The sequence below is a fragment of the Williamsia herbipolensis genome, assembly GCF_000964005.1.
Lineage (GTDB): Bacteria > Actinomycetota > Actinomycetes > Mycobacteriales > Mycobacteriaceae > Williamsia_A > Williamsia_A herbipolensis.
This window is the reverse complement of record NZ_JXYP01000019.1, coordinates 40,844-56,917: the sequence shown is the minus strand read 5'-3', so window position 1 is coordinate 56,917 and position 16,074 is coordinate 40,844. Positions and strand designations below refer to the sequence as shown.

Sequence of the window (16,074 nt, the reverse complement as noted above, 5' to 3'; positions counted from 1 at the left end):
TTCGTCCGGCTGGTCGACCTCCTCCCCATGCCCTCTCGGCGTGCGCAGATCGGGGTCGCCATCGCGGTCCTCATCACCCAGGCGGGCATCGCCGTCACCGGTTCGGTGGTGCGTGTCACCGCCTCCGGTCTCGGCTGTCCCACCTGGCCGCAGTGCTTCCCGGGCAGCTTCACACCGGCGCCGCACACCAACGTCGCCGGGTTCCATCAGGCGGTCGAGTTCGGCAACCGGCTGCTCACCTTCGCGGTGGTGGCGACCGCCGCACTGATCGTCATCGCCGTGACCCGCGCTCGGCGTCGGCGCGAGGTGAAGGTCTACGCCTGGCTGATGCCGCTCTCCACGGTCGCGCAGGCCGTCATCGGCGGCCTCACCGTCCTCACCGGGCTGCTGTGGTGGACGGTCGCGATCCACCTGCTGGTCTCCATGGCGATGGTGTGGCTGTCGGTCCTGCTCCTCGAGAAGGTGCGCGAACCCGACGACACCGAGGCGATCGCCGTCGTCCCCCAACCGCTACGTGCGCTGACCGTGCTCAGCGCAGCTGTCCTGGGTCTGCTGCTCGTCGCCGGCACCATGGTGACCGGTGCCGGTCCCCACGCCGGCGACGCGAGCATCGAGAAACCGGTACCGCGACTGGAGATCGCGATCACCTCACTCGTCCACTTCCACGCCGAGGTGATGGTCGCCTACCTCGCGCTCATCGTCGCCCTGGGTTTCGGACTGGCCGCCGTGGGCGCGCCGGCACGGGTCCGCAACCGTCTCTACGTCGTGGTCGCGCTCATCGTGGTGCAGGCCGGCATCGGGTTCACCCAGTACGTCACCGGCATCCCCGAGGCACTCGTGGTCGCCCACGTGGCCGGGGCCGGAGCGTGTGTCGCGGCCACCGCCGCCCTCTGGGTGTCGATGCGCCCGCGTCTGCGGGTCGAGGAGGTCGCCGCTGCGAGCGGGTCGGACCGGACGCGACTCGAGCGGGCCGGATCAGGCGAGGTCGTCGAGAACTGAGCCGAGCTCAGGTCCGCGCGACCCATCCCGCCATCTTGGCGTGGTGCCCGTCGCGCGGGTTGGCCACCGAGCTCAGCTCCCGATCCCACTCCGAGATCTCGAGCCCGTCGACGCGTTCGACGAGTGCGTTCGCCGTGGCGACGTCGTCGACCACCTGATCGCCCATCACGCCGTTGTCGCCCACGAGCAACACCCGCACCCCGTCGGCGCCGACCGGCTCGACGACCGCCTTCGCGCTGCCGCCGTTGCGCCGGACGAACCGGGTGACCGCGGCCAGGGTGCCGCGCGCCATGTGCACCTCGCCGCCTGCCTGCTCGGTGGTGGTCGTCTCGTCCGTCTTCTGATCCGCCATGTCGATGAGCATATCCGCACCCCGGACCCGTGTTCCTCGGCGACGCGGCCCTCGCTGTCGTGCGCAGAGGTGGCCGGGTAGAACTGGAGGCATGCGAGCGATACACGTCACGCGGCACGGCGGCCCCGAGGTCCTCGAGGTCGTCGATGTCGACAGTCCCGTCGCCGGGCCCGGCGAGCTCCTCGTCGACGTCGCGGCCGTGGGCGTCAACTTCATCGACACCTACTTCCGCTCGGGTCTGTACCCCTCCACTCCCCCGTATGTGCCGGGCAGCGAGGGTGCGGGAACGGTCGTCGCGGTCGGCGAGGGTGTGTCCGACGACCGAATCGGTACCCGGGTCGCGTGGTGCGAGGCATCGGGTTCCTACGCCCAGCAGGTGACGGTGCGCGCGGATCGGGCCGTGACGGTACCCGACTCGGTCGACGACGCCACCGCGGCGTGTGTGTTGCTGCAGGGGCTGACCGCCCACTATCTGCTCGACGGAAGCGCCCACCCGGCCGCCGGTGACACGGTGCTCGTCCATGCCGGAGCGGGCGGGGTCGGGCTCATGCTGACCCAGCTGGCGACGTCGGCGGGTATCCGGGTGATCACGACGGTCTCGACCGACGCCAAGGAGGACCTCTCCCTCGGCGCCGGTGCCACCGACGTCCTGCGCTACGGCGACGACGTGGCCGAGAAGGTGCGCGACCTGACCGACGGCGCGGGGGTGGCCGTCGTCTACGACGGTGTCGGTGCCGACACGTTCGAGCAGTCGCTGCGCGCCGCCCGCATCCGCGGCACGGTCGTGGTGTTCGGGGCGGCGAGCGGACCCGTGCCGCCCCTGGACGTGCAACGCCTCAACGCACTCGGTTCACTGCACGTCACACGACCGACGCTGGCGCATTTCATCGCCGACGCCGACGAGTTCGCGTGGCGCACCGGTGAGGTGATGGGCGCGGTGGCCGACGGGCGGCTGTCGGTGCGGGTGGGCGCGCGCTATCCGCTGGCACAGGCTGCGCAGGCGCACACCGATCTGGCCGGGCGCGCGACGACGGGATCGATCGTCCTCGTCCCCTGAGTCGGCCGGTGAGCCGGGCCGACGGGGGTCAGAACCAGCCGGCGACGGTCGGCAGGTGCACGACGGAGTCGACCGCCAGGCCGCAGAAGACGATGGCGAGGTACTCGTTGGACTGCAGGAAGACCTTGAGCGGGGTGATCGGTTCACCGCGACGGGTCGCGGCGAGGAGCTTGTGGACCGCCCGCAGGAACCATGCGCCCGCACCGATGGCCACGACCGCGTAGATCGGCCCGGTGGCCCACACGAGGACGAGCGTCGAGGCGACGGTGGCCCAGGTGTAATAGACCATCTGCTTGGCGACGTGGAGTTCGGTGGCGACCACCGGCAGCATCGGGACACCGGCCGCCTTGTAGTCCTCCTTGTAGCGCATCGCCAACGCCCAGGTGTGCGGCGGCGTCCAGAAGAAGATGACCAGGAACAGCACGACCGGTTGCCAGCTGAGCGACCCGGTGACCGCGGCCCAGCCGACGAGTGTCGGCATGCAGCCCGCCGCACCGCCCCAGACGACGTTCTGCCAGGTACGGCGCTTGAGGATCATCGTGTAGACGAAGACGTAGAACGCGATCGTCGCGGTGACCAGCAGTGCGGAGAGCAGGTTCGCGCAGGTCCACAGGACGGCGAACGAGGCCACGCCGAGGACGAGACCGAAGACGAGGGCGTGCATGCGCGACACCGCGTGCCGGGCGAGCGGGCGCCGCTCGGTGCGCTTCATCTTCTGGTCGATGTCGTGGTCGATCACCATGTTGAGGGTGTTGGCGCTCGCCGCACCCAACCACCCGCCGACGAGGGTGACCGCGATCAGACCGATGTCGATCGACCCGCGGTCGGCCAACAACATCACCGGCACCGTGGCGACGAGCAGGAGTTCGATGACGCGCGGTTTGGTCAGCGCGATGTACGCGAACACGATCTGCCGGAGGCGACCGGCCCCCGACGTGGGTTCGGGAATGCCGGGTGACAGTCCGGGCCGGGTGGCCGCGGAACCGTGTCCGCCCACGCTGTGCCCCATCTCCACTGACGCTCCTGGCTGTCGAACTCGATACGAACGTGAACACTCGTTCGTCTACTACACGGAATGGTAGACGCCGACCGATCCGGATCGACAATTGGACGCTCCGACAACGGTCATCGATCCGACACCCCGGCGACCGCCCGGGCGCCGGACCTGCGGACTACGCTTGGGCACGGAGTTGCGCGTCGCACACTGCGACCGTCGGCACAGGTGTGACCACACCGTGCCACGGAGTGCAGGTCACCGACCGCGACAACTCCGTTCCGCACTCGACGCGACCGACACAGGAGACTTGCACATCGTGGCAGTGACAGATGAGATCCGCGCCCTGACCCAGCCGTCACATCCGGAGGGTTGGACCGATCTCGACACCAAAGCCGTCGACACCGTACGGGTGCTCGCGGCCGATGCGGTGCAGAAGTGCGGATCCGGTCACCCCGGCACCGCCATGAGCCTCGCACCGCTGGCCTACACCCTCTTCCAGCGGATCATGCGCCACGACCCGAACGACACCGCGTGGCTCGGCCGCGACCGGTTCGTCCTGTCGTGTGGGCACTCCAGCCTCACCCTCTACATCCAGCTGTACCTCGGCGGTTTCGGTCTCGAACTCGCCGACCTCGAGGCGCTGCGCACCTTCGGCTCCAAGACCCCCGGACACCCGGAGTTCCGCCACACCCGTGGCGTCGAGATCACCACCGGCCCCCTCGGCCAGGGTCTCGCGTCGGCGGTCGGCATGGCGATGGCCTCGCGTCGGGAGCGCGGACTCTTCGATCCCGAGCCCGCGATCGGCGAGAGCATCTTCGACCACTACATCTACGTCGTCGCCTCCGACGGCGACATCGAGGAGGGCGTCACCTCCGAGGCGTCCTCGCTTGCCGGTACCCAGCAGCTGGGCAACCTCATCCTGTTCTACGACGAGAACAAGATCTCCATCGAGCACAACACCGACATCGCCCTGTCGGAGGACACCGCCAAGCGTTACGAGGCGTACGGCTGGCACGTCCAGACCGTGCAAGGCGGCGAGAACGTCACGGGCATCGAGGAGGCGGTCGCCAACGCGAAGGCGGTCACCGACAAGCCGTCGATCATCCTGCTGCGCACCATCATCGGCTACCCGGCCCCGACCAAGATGAACACCGGCGGCGTACACGGCTCCGCGCTCGGTGACGATGAGGTCGCGGCCACCAAGGAGATCCTCGGGTTCGACCCGAGCAAGACCTTCGACGTCGCCGACGAGGTCGTCGCACACACCCGCGAGCTCGTCGCCCGCGGTCGCGACGACCACGCGCAGTGGAGCAAGGACTTCGACGCCTGGGCGACGGCCAACCCCGATCGCAAGGCGCTGCTCGACCGCCTCACCGCCGATGAGCTCCCCGACGGCTGGGCCGATGTCCTGCCGACGTGGGAGGTCGGCGACAAGGGACCCGCGACCCGTGCCGCGTCGGGCAAGGTGCTCACCGCGCTCGCGCCGGTGCTCCCCGAGCTGTGGGGCGGTTCCGCCGACCTCGCCGGATCGAACAACACCACGATGGACGGCGCGAAGTCGTTCGGCCCCACGTCGATCTCGACCGACGACTGGGACGCCGAGCCCTACGGCCGCACACTGCATTTCGGTATCCGCGAGCACGCCATGGGGTCGATCCTCAACGGCATCGTGCTGCACGGACCGACCCGCGTCTACGGTGGCACCTTCCTCCAGTTCGCCGACTACATGCGCCCCGCCGTGCGGATCGCGTCCCTGATGGACATCGACCCGATCTACGTGTGGACCCACGACTCCATCGGACTCGGCGAGGACGGCCCGACCCACCAGCCGATCGAGCACCTCGCGGCCCTGCGCGCCATCCCGAACCTGTCGGTGGTGCGTCCCGGTGACGCCAACGAGACCGCGTATGCGTGGAAGTCGGTCATCGCGCGCTCGTCGAGCAGCGGCCCGGTCGGCCTCGCCCTGACCCGTCAGGGAGTCCCGATCCTCGAGGGCACCAGTGCCGAGGGCGTCGCCAAGGGCGGATACGTCCTGGCCGACGCGGCCAACGGGGCCCCCGAGGTGGTCATCATCGCCACCGGGTCCGAGGTCCAGTACGCGGTCGAGGGACGCAAGAAGCTCGAGGAGCAGGGAATCGCCGCGCGGGTCGTGTCGATGCCCTGTGTGGAGTGGTTCGAGGACCAGGACCAGAACTACAAGGACCAGGTGATCCCGCCGACCGTCAAGGCGCGCGTCTCCATCGAGGCCGGCATCGCGATGACCTGGCACAAGCTCGTCGGTGACGCCGGCGAGATCATCTCGCTGGAGCACTACGGCGAGTCCGCTGACGCCGAGACCTTGTTCCGCGAGTACGGCTTCACCGCCGACGCCGTCGTCGCGGCTGCTCAGCGCTCCATCACGAACGCGAAGGGATGACCAGAATGGCCCAGAACCAGAACCTGAAGAACCTGTCCGAGGCCGGGGTGTCGGTGTGGCTTGACGACCTGTCGCGGGAACGGATCTCCTCGGGCAACCTCGCCGAGTTGATCGAGACGAAGTCGGTGGTCGGTGTCACCACCAACCCGTCGATCTTCCAGGCCGCGTTGTCGGCCGGGGACAGCTACGACGAGCAGATCAACGAACTCGCCGCCCGCGGCGCCGACGTCGACGCCACCATCCGCACCGTCACCACCGACGACGTCCGCAACGCCTGTGACATCTTCGCGCCGGTCTACGAGTCGACCAACGGTGTCGACGGGCGGGTGTCGATCGAGGTCGACCCACGTCTGGCCCACGACACCGACAACACCGCCGCCCAGGCGATCGAGTTGTGGAAGATCGTCGACCGACCCAACCTGCTGATCAAGATCCCCGCCACCGAGGCCGGGATCCCCGCGATCAGCAGGACCCTCGCCGAGGGCATCAGCGTCAACGTGACCCTGATCTTCTCCGTCGAGCGCTACCGCGCGGTGATGGACGCCTACCTCGAGGGCATCGAGGCCGCCAAGGCCGCCGGACACGACATCTCCACGATCCACTCGGTCGCGTCGTTCTTCGTCTCGCGCGTCGACACCGAGATCGACTCCCGCCTCGACGCCATCGGTACCCCGGAGGCGACCGACCTCAAGGGCAAGGCGGCTCTGGCCAACGCGCGTCTGGCCTACGTCGCCTACCAGCAGGTGTTCGAGACCGAGTCCCGGTTCCAGGGTCTGCTGTCCGACGGTGCGCGTCCCCAGCGTCCGCTGTGGGCCTCGACCGGGGTCAAGAACCCCGACTACCCCGACACGCTCTACGTCAGCGATCTCGTCGCCCCCAACACCGTGAACACCATGCCGGAGAAGACGATGGACGCCTTCGCCGACCACGGCACCGTCGACACCGAATCCCTCGTCGGCCGGGGACCCGAGTCGCAGGAGGTGTTCGACGCGATCTCCGCGCTGGGCATCGATCTCACCGACGTCTTCCTCACCCTCGAGAACGAGGGCGTCGAGAAATTCGAGAAGGCGTGGGGTGAGTTGCTCGACGCGACCACCGAGCAACTCGACGCCGCCAAGGGCTGACACCGGTGACGGCAGCCACCGACACCGGCTGGGCCAACCCGCTCCGGGACAGCCGCGACAAGCGTCTGCCCCGGATCGCGGGTCCGTGCAGCCTGGTCATCTTCGGCGTCACCGGTGACCTCGCCAAGCGGAAGCTGATGCCCGCGGTCTACGACCTCGCCAACCGCGGTCTGCTCCCGCCGAGCTTCGCCCTGGTGGGTTTCGCCCGGCGCGACTGGGACAACCAGGACTTCGGTCAGGTGGTCCACGACGCCGTGCGCGACCACTCCCGCACGCCGTTCCGTGAGGACGTGTGGGAGCGGTTGTCGGAGGGTTTCCGCTTCGTGCAGGGCGCCTTCGACGACGACGCGGCGTTCGATCAGCTCGCGACCACGCTCGCCGATCTCGACGAGCAACGCGGCACCGACGGCAACCACGCGTTCTACCTCTCGGTGCCGCCCAAGGCGTTCCCGACGGTGTGCGAGCAATTGCAGCGGTCGGGTCTGGCCCAGCACACCGGGGACAACTGGCGTCGCGTCGTCATCGAGAAGCCGTTCGGTCACGACCTCGCCAGCGCCAAGGAGCTCAACGCGGTCGTCAACGGTGTCTTCCCCGAGGACTCGGTGTTCCGCATCGACCACTACCTGGGCAAGGAGACCGTCCAGAACATCCTGGCGTTGCGGTTCGCGAACCAGCTGTTCGATCCTCTGTGGAGTTCGCACTATGTCGACCACGTGCAGATCACCATGGCCGAGGACATCGGGCTCGGTGGCCGCGCCGGCTACTACGACGGCATCGGTGCCGCGCGTGACGTGATCCAGAACCACCTGCTGCAGCTGCTCGCGCTGGTGGCGATGGAGGAGCCCGTCTCCTTCGAGCCGCGGGAGCTGCAGGCGGAGAAGATCAAGGTGCTCTCGGCGACCCGCAACATCCTGCCGTTGGAACTGAACACCGCCCGCGGTCAGTACGGTCCCGGATGGCAGGGCAGCCAGTCGGTGCCCGGCCTGGTCGACGAGGAGGGTTTCGCGGCCGACTCGATCACCGAGACGTTCGCGGCCATCGCGGTCGAGGTCGACAGTCGCCGGTGGGCGGGTGTGCCGTTCTACCTCCGCACCGGCAAACGCCTGGGCCGTCGGGTCACCGAGATCGCGCTGGTGTTCAAGAAGGCTCCGCACCTGCCGTTCGACAAGACCATGACCGAGGAACTCGGCGAGAACGCGCTGGTCATCCGAGTGCAGCCCGACGAGGGCATCACGTTGCGCTTCGGGTCGAAGGTGCCGGGGTCGAGCATGCAGGTCCGCGACGTCAACATGGACTTCAGCTACGGCCAGGCGTTCACCGAGTCCTCCCCCGAGGCCTACGAGCGGCTCATCCTCGACGTGCTCCTCGGTGAGCCATCGCTCTTCCCTGTCAACGCCGAGGTGGAGTTGTCGTGGAAGATCCTCGACCCGGTGCTGCAGGCGTGGGCCGAGCAGGGCACCCCCGACACCTACGAGTCGGGGATGTGGGGGCCACGGTCGGCCGAAGACATGATGACCCGCGTCGGGCGCGTGTGGCGTCGACCCTAGAGCTCTCGCGATCTTCTCCCGTGAAGGAACACTCCCGATGATTCTCGACCTGCCCGCGACGACGACCGAGAAGGTCAGCAAGAAGCTCGTGAAGATGCGCGAGTCCGGTGGCGCGGTCACCCTCGGTCGGGTGCTCACCCTGGTGGTGTGCGCCGACGAGGGTGAGCCGACCGAGGGCGCGATCGAGGCCGCCAACGACGCCAGCCGGGAGCATCCCTGTCGGGTGATCGTGGTGTCGCTCGGAAACCGTGCTGCCGCAGCACGTCTCGACGCCCAGATACGCGTTGGTGGAGATGCCGGCGCCTCGGAGGTGGTGGTGCTGCGTCTCTACGGCGAGCTCGCCGAGCACGCCGAGAGCGTCGTGGTGCCGTTCCTGCTGCCCGACACCCCGGTGGTCACCTGGTGGCCCGGGGAGGCGCCCAGCGAGCCCGCCGCCGACCCGGTCGGGCGCCTGGGCACCCGTCGCATCACCGATGCGGCGAAGGCGAACGACCCGAACACGATCCTCGGCGAGCGGCTCGCCGGTTACGCCCCGGGTGACTCCGACCTCGTGTGGGCGCAGATCACGTACTGGCGCGCGATCCTCACCGCCGCCCTCGACCGACCCCCGCACGAGCCGGTCGAGCGTGTCGTGGTGAGCGGGCCCGACCGGTCGCCGTCGATCGACCTGCTCGCGGGATGGCTGCGCGCACAGCTCGGCGTGGACACCCAGCGGCACATCGGCAGCTTCGAGGTCCGCCTCGAGCGGGCGAGCGGGCCGTTGGTCCTCGCCGTCGACGGCAACAACAACGCCGTGCTGTCGAACCCCGGCAAGCCCGACGGGCGTGTCGCGATGAGCACCCGCGGTGTGCGTGACTGCATCGCCGAGGAACTCCGTCGACTCGATCCCGACGAGGTGTACCACCTGGCGCTCCAGGGTGCCGCGCAGATCAGCCGCGAATCGGCAGAAGGGGTGTCGGCATGACATCGGTCGAACGTCCCGTGCCCGAGGTCGTCGTCGCCGACGACAAAGCCGCCCTGATCGACGCCGCGGGTACCCGGCTGGTGCACACCCTGGTGACCGCGCAGCGCGAGCGCGGTTCGGCGTCGCTCGTCCTCACCGGCGGAAGCAATGGGGTCGCGATCGCGGAATGGTTGCGCGACAACGCCGCATCGGCGGCCGACGATCCGCTCGACTGGGCCCGACTCGACCTGTGGTTCGGCGACGAGCGGTTCGTCGCGGGCGACGACGACGAGCGCAATCACAAGCAGCTGTCCGACGCACTCCTCGACCACGTCCCCGTCGACGCGTCGCGGGTGTTCGTGATGGCACCCTCGGACGGCGAGTTCGGCGACGACATCGAGGCCGCGGCCGGCCAGTACCGGCAATGGCTCTCCGACGCCGGTCACGGCGCGGCGAGCCCCGCCTTCGACGTCCACCTGCTGGGCATGGGCGGTGAGGGACACATCAACTCGCTGTTCCCCCACACCCCCGCCCTCGCCGAACGTGACGACACCGTCGTGTCGGTGCACGACTCCCCCAAGCCGCCGCCGCGACGGATCACGCTGACCGTCCCGGTGGTGTGTCGCTCCCGGGAGGTCTGGTTCCTCGTCGCCGGCGAGGACAAGGCGGAGGCCGCCGCCGCCGGCATCACCGGCGGTGACGCCGGGCAGTGGCCATGTGCGGCCGTCCACGGCAGCGAGGCGACCGTGTGGTTCCTCGACTCCCCCGCCGCGTCGTCGCTCGATCCCGACGCCGCCCATCCCCTGTGAGGGCGTAGATGGCGCGTTCCACCCGCCTGACGGTCGAGGACTGGGTCAACGCGGCGTTCGATCTGCTCGTCGCCGAGGGCGTCGCCGGGGTCAAGATCTCCCGGTTGTGCGAGCAACTCGGTGTCACCAAGGGCAGCTTCTACTGGCACTTCACCGACATCGACGCGCTCATGGTCGCCGTCGCGCATCGATGGCAGGAACTGCAGGCCGCGAACATGGCGCGGGTCACCGAGCTGGGCTCGCTGCCACCGGCCGAGCGGATCGTCGCCATGGCCGGCACGCTGTTCGACGAGCGGGTCCGCGCGGTCGAGGTCGCGATGCGTGAATGGGCGCGCAGCGACGCCACGGTCGCCGATGCCGTGCGCGCGATGGACCGCCTCGTCGTGACCATGGTCCGCGACGCCCTCATCGAATCGGGATTCGACCAGCGGACGGCCGAGGTCCGCGCGGCGGCACTGCTGTTCGCCGGCATCGGATTCCTGCACAACCGCGATGCCCTCGGGCCGCTGCACGCCGACGAACTGCACGAGGTGTTCGCGGTCTTCACCGCCCGCTGAACCCCGAACCGCTACCCGCTGTTGCGCAGCGCTGTGGCGAGGCCGTTCATGGTGAGTTGGATCCCGCGCCGGACCTGCGGTGAGTCGTCGCCGGCACGGAAACGGCGCAGCAGTTCGAGCTGCAGAAGGTTGAGCGGCTCGAGGTAGGGGAACCGGTTGAACACCGAGCGGGCCAACGACGGGTTGTCGGCCAGCAGGTCGTCGGACTCGGTGATCGCGAAGTACATCGCGGTCGTGCGGCGGTGCTCGTCGACGATCATGCCGAATACCCGCGCACGCAGCTCCTCGTCGGCCACGAGGTGTGAATACCGTTCGGCGAGACCGAGATCGGACTTCGCGAGCACCTGCGCCATGTTCGACATGACCGTCCGGAAGAACGGCCACTGCCGGTAGTAGCCGCGCAGTGTCTCGAGACGCCCGTCGTCACCGTCGATCCACTCCTCGAACGCCGAACCCGTCCCGTACCAACCCGGAAGCATCACACGACACTGCGTCCACGACAGCACCCACGGGATCGCACGCAGGTCCGAGATCTTCTCGGTCTGCTTGCGCGAGGCCGGTCGGCTGCCGATGTTGAGCGCACCGATCTCCGAAAGCGGCGTCGAGGAGGTGAAGTACTCGACGAATCCGGGGGTGTCGTGGACCAGCGCGCTGTACGCCGACCGTGCGCGCGCGGCGAGGTCGTCGAGGATCTCGTAGGCGCCGTCGGCGGCGTCACCGAGCCCCTCGGTGTCGAGCAGGGTCGACTCGATGGTGGCGGCGAGCAGTGTCTCGAGGTTCCGACGCGCCAGCACCGGCTCGGCGTATTTGGCCGCGATGACCTCACCCTGCTCGGTGATGCGCAGCGACCCCTGTACGGCGCCGGGCGGCTGCGCGAGGATCGCGTCGTAGCTCGGGCCACCGCCGCGACCGACGGTGCCGCCGCGGCCGTGGAACAACCGCAGGCGGATACCCGCCTTCTCGGCGGCCTCCACGAGGTCGAGCTCGGCGCGGTAGAGAGCCCAGTTCGCGGCGAGGTAGCCGCCGTCCTTGTTGGAGTCGGAGTAGCCCAGCATGATCTCCTGGATGTCGCCCTGCGCGGCGACGAGATCGCGGTAGAGCGGCACGTCGAGCACGGCGAGCAGGGTCGCCGCGCCCTGCTGCAGATCCTCGATGGTCTCGAACAGCGGCACCACGCGCACCGAACAGCGGGGCCCCTGCTCCGCCGACCCCGGGTCGAACAGTCCGGCTTCCTTGAGCATGATCATCGCCTCGAGCATGTCGCTGACCGAGGTGCACATGCTGATGATGTAGTTGGGGACTGCTTCGGGTCCGTAGTCGGCGACGGCTTTCGCGCCCGCGGTGACGATGGCGAGCTCCTTCGCGGCGAGCTCACCGAGCTCCGCGCCGGGACGGATGAGGGGTCGACGGTCCGAGAGCTCACGGACGAGCAGTTCTACGCGCGCGGGCTCGTCGAGGCCCGCGTAGTCGTCGTGGACACCGGCCCACGCCAACAGCTCGCCCACGACCTCCTCGTGGATGTCGGAGTTCTGCCGCATGTCGAGCCCGGAGAGGTGGAACCCGAACGTGCGCACCGCTTCCCGCAGGGTCAGGAGCCGGTCGTCGGCGAGCGCCGAATCGCGGTTGTCACGGAGCGAGGCGTCGATCACGTCGAGATCGGCGAGCAGGTCGGCGGCCACCGCGTAGGGCTCGGCGGCGGTGTCGACGAAGGAGTCGGCCAACGGCGCGACCTCGTCGCCGAACCGGTGCCGGGCGGTCGCCAGCAGGCGGGAACGGATGTGGCGCAGCGCGAGACGGTAGGGCTCGTCGGTCGCGACGTCCCCCTCCTCGCCGCCACCGAGTTCGATGACCGCGTCGCTGACCGTGACCAGGCGCGACGACATGCTCAGTTCCTGGGCGAGGGTCGTCAACTGCTCGAGGTGGTGGGTGAGGGCCGTCTGGGCGGCGCGGCCGGTCGCCATCGCGACGATCCGGTCGGTGACGAACGGGTTCCCGTCACGGTCGCCGCCGATCCAGGAGCCCATCCGCAGGATCGGGTCGTCACCGAGACCGGCGTCGGGGTACCGGGTGCGCAGATCGGCCCGCAACGATGCGTTGATCGCGGGGATCACCTCGAAGAACGCCGCGTCGTAGTAGCGCAGCCCGACCTCGATCTCGTCCTCGATGCGCAGTCGCTCGAGTCGGATGAGGGCCGTCTGCCACAGCGTCAGGATCTGTCGCCGCAGTCCGGCGACCACCTCGTCGTCCTCGGCGGGCGTCAGCTCGGTGCGACCACGGAAACGCATGAGGTCGGTGATGCGGCGCTGGGTCTCGAACACCGTCCGGCGTCGGGTCTCGGTGGGGTGCGCGGTGATGACGGGGACCACCACGGCGTCGGCCAGTGCCTTGCCCACGGCGGCGTCGTCGAGACCGGCGGCGTCGAGTTTGGCGTGGGTGGCCGCGAGACTGCTCGCCACCGGAGGATCCCCGGCGCGGACGTGGACGGCGCGTCGCCGCTCGCGGTGGATGTCCTCGGCGAGATTCGCCAGCAGCGCGAAGTGGCTGAACGCCCGGATCACCGGGATCGCCTCGGAGACATCGACGCCCGAGAGGGTGTCGGCGAGCTCACCGCGGTCGATCTCGGACCTGCGGACACGGAACGACTCGACGCGCGCGCGCTCGACCAGGTCGAAGATCTCGGTGCCGGCGTGTTCGCGGACGATGTCGCCGAGCAGTCCGCCGAGCAGGCGGATGTCCTCGCGCAGGGGTTCGGTGGCCGCGCGGCCGGTGGCGGTCGAGGTGACCGGTGCGTCCGACGGCGCAGCGAAGGTCTCGGAGGGGGTGGTCGACTCGGGACCGCTTGAGGCCCTGCCCTGTTCCGCCATCGCGGACTGTTCCGTCATCCCACCAGTATCGCGCGTCCCGCCTGCGACGGCAGGCCGAGTGGCGCGTCGTGGGTCAGGAGAGCTTGATGTCCAGGCCGATGCCGAGGATGAAGATGAACCAGATGATGCCGACGAAGATCGTCAGGCGGTCCAGGTTGCGCTCGACGACGCTCGATCCGGACAGGCTCGACTGGACGCCGCCACCGAAGAGCGACGACAGGCCGCCGCCCTTGCCGCGGTGCAGCAGCACGAGGACCACCATGAGAACACTGGTGATCACCAATCCGATGTCCAAGACGAGCTTCACTGCCGAGGGTCCTTTGGTCGTCACGCGAGCACGGCGGATGCCGCGAACGCAATGGGAGTCTACGTGGTGATCGGCCCCGATCAGGGCAGGGGCCCACCGGCGGCGATCGCCGAGAGGGTCGCGAACTCGTCGGACTTGAGCGACGCACCGCCCACGAGGGCACCGTCGACATCGGTCTGACCGACGATCTCACCGACGTTCTTCGAGCTCACCGAGCCGCCGTAGAGGACCCGCACCGATGCCGCGACCTCGGCGTCGGCCAGTTCGGCGAGCGTCGAACGGATCGCCGCGCACACCTCCTGGGCGTCGGCCGCACTCGCCACCCGGCCGGTTCCGATGGCCCACACCGGTTCGTAGGCGATGACGACCTTCGCGATCTGCTCGGCGGTCAACCCGGCCAGTGAACCCTTGAGCTGCTCCACGTTGTACGAGACGTGATCGCCGGCCTCGCGGATCTCGAGCCCCTCGCCGATGCACACGATCGGCGTGAGGCCGTGGCGCAGCGCGGCCGTGGTCTTGCCGAGGACGACCTCGTCGGTCTCGGCGTGCAGGGTGCGACGCTCGGAGTGCCCGACCACCACGTAGGTGCACCCGAGCTTCGCGAGGAACGCGCCACTGATCTCACCGGTGTAGGCGCCCGAATCGTGCTGCGAGAGGTCCTGCGCCCCGTAGGTCAGCAACAGCTTGTCGCCGTCGATGACGGTCTGCACGCTCCGGATGTCGGTGAACGGCGGGATGACGGTGACGTCGACCTTGTCGAAGTACTTCGCGGGCAGCGCGAACGCGATCTTCTGCACCAGGGCGATGGCCTCGAGGTGGTTGAGATTGCACTTCCAGTTGCCGGCGATGAGCGGCTTGCGGGTGGCCACGATCGGGTCAGTCCTCCAGAACTTTCAGCCCCGGCAGCTCTTTGCCTTCGAGGTACTCCAGCGATGCGCCACCGCCGGTCGAGATGTGCGAGAACGCCTCGTCGGCGAGACCGAGATGGCGCACCGCGGCGGCCGAGTCGCCGCCACCGACCACGCTGAACGCGCCGTCGGCGGTGGCTGCGGCGATGGCCTCGGCCACACCGCGGGTACCCGCGGCGAACTTGTCGAACTCGAACACACCCGACGGGCCGTTCCAGAAGATCGTCTGGGCGCCCGAGAGCACCGCGGCGAACCGCTTGACCGATTCCGGCCCGATGTCGAGACCCATCCAGCCGTCCGGGATGTCCTGCACGGCAACGGTCTTCGCCTCGGCGTCGGCCGAGAACGAATCGCCGATGACCACGTCGACGGGCAGGTGGATCACATCGCCGAATCGCTCGAGGAGGTCTTTGCAGACCCCCACCTGATCGTCCTGCAGAAGCGAGTTGCCGACCGAGAGCCCCTGGGCGACCAGGAACGTGAACGCCATGCCGCCGCCGATGACGAGTGTGTCGACCTTCGGTGCGAGGGCCTCGATGACCCCGAGCTTGTCGGACACCTTCGACCCGCCCAGGACGACGGCGTACGGACGGGCCACCTCGGCGGCGAGCTTCTCGAGAACCTTCACCTCGGACTCGACGAGCCCACCGGCGTAGTGCGGCAGGAGCTTCGCGACGTCGTACACCGATGCCTGCTCGCGGTGGACGACACCGAAACCGTCGGAGACGAACGCGCCGTCGTCGCCGACGAGCTCGACGAGCGCCTCGGCGAGCTTCCCCCGCTCTGCGGGGTCCTTCGAGGTCTCCCGCGGGTCGAACCGGATGTTCTCCAGCAGAAGCACATCACCGTCGGTGAGTCCCTCGGCCCGAGCCAGCGCATCGGTACCGACGACGTCGGAGGCGAGCTGGACGTTGCGTCCGAGCTCCTCTCCGAGCCGTGTGGCGACAGGTCCGAGCGAGAACGCCGGGTCGGGCGCGCCCTTCGGGCGTCCCAGGTGCGCGGTCACGATCACCGACGCGCCCGCGTCGGCCAGCGCCGCGATCGTCGGTGCCGAGGCGATGATGCGCCCGGCGTCGGTGATCGTGGTGCCGTCCAGCGGGACGTTGAGGTCCGACCGCACCAGCACGGTGCGCCCGGACACCCCGGAGTCGAGCAGATCTTTCAGCGATGCGAGTGCCATGAGTGGGATCCGGC

The 16,074-nt window shown here is 69.0% G+C and carries 14 protein-coding genes; 8 read left to right on the top strand and 6 right to left on the bottom strand.

Annotated features, from left to right (window positions below; translation table 11 throughout):
• Window positions 1-27 precede the first annotated feature (27 nt).
• Window positions 28-999, top strand: a complete 972-nt coding sequence (locus TU34_RS09840) for a COX15/CtaA family protein (protein WP_082080119.1) — start codon at window positions 28-30, stop codon at window positions 997-999.
• Window positions 1,000-1,006: 7 nt separating this feature from the next.
• Here the strand turns inward: TU34_RS09840 and TU34_RS09835 are convergent, their stop codons facing one another.
• Window positions 1,007-1,351 carry a hypothetical protein gene (locus tag TU34_RS09835; RefSeq protein WP_420835172.1) on the bottom strand — a complete coding sequence of 115 codons (345 nt, stop codon included), beginning with the start codon at window positions 1,349-1,351 and terminating at the stop codon, window positions 1,007-1,009.
• A gap of 91 nt (window positions 1,352-1,442) precedes the next feature.
• Between TU34_RS09835 and TU34_RS09830 the strand changes: the two genes are divergently transcribed.
• Window positions 1,443-2,408 (top strand): quinone oxidoreductase family protein, encoded by a 966-nt coding sequence (locus TU34_RS09830; RefSeq protein ID WP_045822700.1) that lies wholly within the window; start codon window positions 1,443-1,445, stop codon window positions 2,406-2,408.
• Window positions 2,409-2,436: 28 nt separating this feature from the next.
• Here the strand turns inward: TU34_RS09830 and TU34_RS09825 are convergent, their stop codons facing one another.
• Window positions 2,437-3,417, bottom strand: a complete 981-nt coding sequence (locus TU34_RS09825; RefSeq protein WP_082080104.1) for a heme o synthase — start codon at window positions 3,415-3,417, stop codon at window positions 2,437-2,439.
• Between the two features lie 304 nt (window positions 3,418-3,721).
• Between TU34_RS09825 and tkt the strand changes: the two genes are divergently transcribed.
• The 6 genes from tkt to TU34_RS09795 are packed head-to-tail and all read left to right on the top strand — an operon-like array spanning window position 3,722 to window position 10,801.
• A complete protein-coding gene (gene tkt, locus TU34_RS09820) occupies window positions 3,722-5,821 on the top strand; it encodes a transketolase (RefSeq protein WP_045822699.1) in 2,100 nt (699 codons plus the stop codon).
• A gap of 5 nt (window positions 5,822-5,826) precedes the next feature.
• On the top strand, window positions 5,827-6,945 hold the full coding sequence (gene tal, locus TU34_RS09815; protein ID WP_045822698.1) for a transaldolase: 1,119 nt from the start codon (window positions 5,827-5,829) through the stop codon (window positions 6,943-6,945).
• Between the two features lie 5 nt (window positions 6,946-6,950).
• Entirely contained in the window at window positions 6,951-8,492 is a 1,542-nt protein-coding gene (zwf, locus tag TU34_RS09810; RefSeq protein ID WP_045822697.1) for a glucose-6-phosphate dehydrogenase, read from the top strand.
• A 37-nt stretch (window positions 8,493-8,529) separates the two neighbouring features.
• Window positions 8,530-9,456 (top strand): glucose-6-phosphate dehydrogenase assembly protein OpcA, encoded by a 927-nt coding sequence (gene opcA, locus TU34_RS09805; RefSeq protein WP_045822696.1) that lies wholly within the window; start codon window positions 8,530-8,532, stop codon window positions 9,454-9,456.
• Window positions 9,453-10,244: a 6-phosphogluconolactonase gene (gene pgl / locus TU34_RS09800; protein WP_045822695.1), complete on the top strand. Its 792-nt coding sequence runs from the start codon at window positions 9,453-9,455 to the stop codon at window positions 10,242-10,244. The genes opcA and pgl overlap by 4 nt, the downstream gene beginning before the upstream one ends.
• A gap of 8 nt (window positions 10,245-10,252) precedes the next feature.
• Window positions 10,253-10,801, top strand: a complete 549-nt coding sequence (locus TU34_RS09795) for a TetR/AcrR family transcriptional regulator (protein ID WP_045822694.1) — start codon at window positions 10,253-10,255, stop codon at window positions 10,799-10,801.
• Between the two features lie 11 nt (window positions 10,802-10,812).
• Here TU34_RS09795 and ppc read toward each other — a convergent pair whose 3' ends face one another.
• The 4 genes from ppc to TU34_RS09775 form a co-directional block, all read right to left on the bottom strand.
• Window positions 10,813-13,683: a phosphoenolpyruvate carboxylase gene (gene ppc, locus TU34_RS09790; RefSeq protein WP_238981236.1), complete on the bottom strand. Its 2,871-nt coding sequence runs from the start codon at window positions 13,681-13,683 to the stop codon at window positions 10,813-10,815.
• Between the two features lie 55 nt (window positions 13,684-13,738).
• On the bottom strand, window positions 13,739-13,972 hold the full coding sequence (gene secG / locus TU34_RS09785) for a preprotein translocase subunit SecG (RefSeq protein ID WP_045822693.1): 234 nt from the start codon (window positions 13,970-13,972) through the stop codon (window positions 13,739-13,741).
• A gap of 80 nt (window positions 13,973-14,052) precedes the next feature.
• Complete coding sequence (tpiA, locus tag TU34_RS09780) at window positions 14,053-14,841, bottom strand: triose-phosphate isomerase (RefSeq protein ID WP_045822692.1); 789 nt, start codon at window positions 14,839-14,841, stop codon at window positions 14,053-14,055.
• A 7-nt stretch (window positions 14,842-14,848) separates the two neighbouring features.
• Window positions 14,849-16,060, bottom strand: coding sequence for a phosphoglycerate kinase (locus tag TU34_RS09775; RefSeq protein ID WP_045822691.1), 1,212 nt, complete (start codon window positions 16,058-16,060; stop codon window positions 14,849-14,851).
• Window positions 16,061-16,074: the final 14 nt, after the last annotated feature.

What these genes read in the sequence shown, in the direction of transcription:
- TU34_RS09840 (WP_082080119.1), top strand. Translation starts at nt 28, where the DNA reads ATGCCCTCTCGGCGTGCGCAGATCGGGGTCGCCATCGCGGTCCTCATC.
- TU34_RS09835 (WP_420835172.1), bottom strand. Translation starts at nt 1,351, where the DNA reads ATGGCGGATCAGAAGACGGACGAGACGACCACCACCGAGCAGGCAGGC.
- TU34_RS09830 (WP_045822700.1), top strand. Translation starts at nt 1,443, where the DNA reads ATGCGAGCGATACACGTCACGCGGCACGGCGGCCCCGAGGTCCTCGAG.
- TU34_RS09825 (WP_082080104.1), bottom strand. Translation starts at nt 3,417, where the DNA reads ATGGGGCACAGCGTGGGCGGACACGGTTCCGCGGCCACCCGGCCCGGA.
- tal (WP_045822698.1), top strand. Translation starts at nt 5,827, where the DNA reads ATGGCCCAGAACCAGAACCTGAAGAACCTGTCCGAGGCCGGGGTGTCG.
- opcA (WP_045822696.1), top strand. Translation starts at nt 8,530, where the DNA reads ATGATTCTCGACCTGCCCGCGACGACGACCGAGAAGGTCAGCAAGAAG.
- pgl (WP_045822695.1), top strand. Translation starts at nt 9,453, where the DNA reads ATGACATCGGTCGAACGTCCCGTGCCCGAGGTCGTCGTCGCCGACGAC.
- TU34_RS09795 (WP_045822694.1), top strand. Translation starts at nt 10,253, where the DNA reads ATGGCGCGTTCCACCCGCCTGACGGTCGAGGACTGGGTCAACGCGGCG.
- ppc (WP_238981236.1), bottom strand. Translation starts at nt 13,683, where the DNA reads ATGACGGAACAGTCCGCGATGGCGGAACAGGGCAGGGCCTCAAGCGGT.
- TU34_RS09775 (WP_045822691.1), bottom strand. Translation starts at nt 16,060, where the DNA reads ATGGCACTCGCATCGCTGAAAGATCTGCTCGACTCCGGGGTGTCCGGG.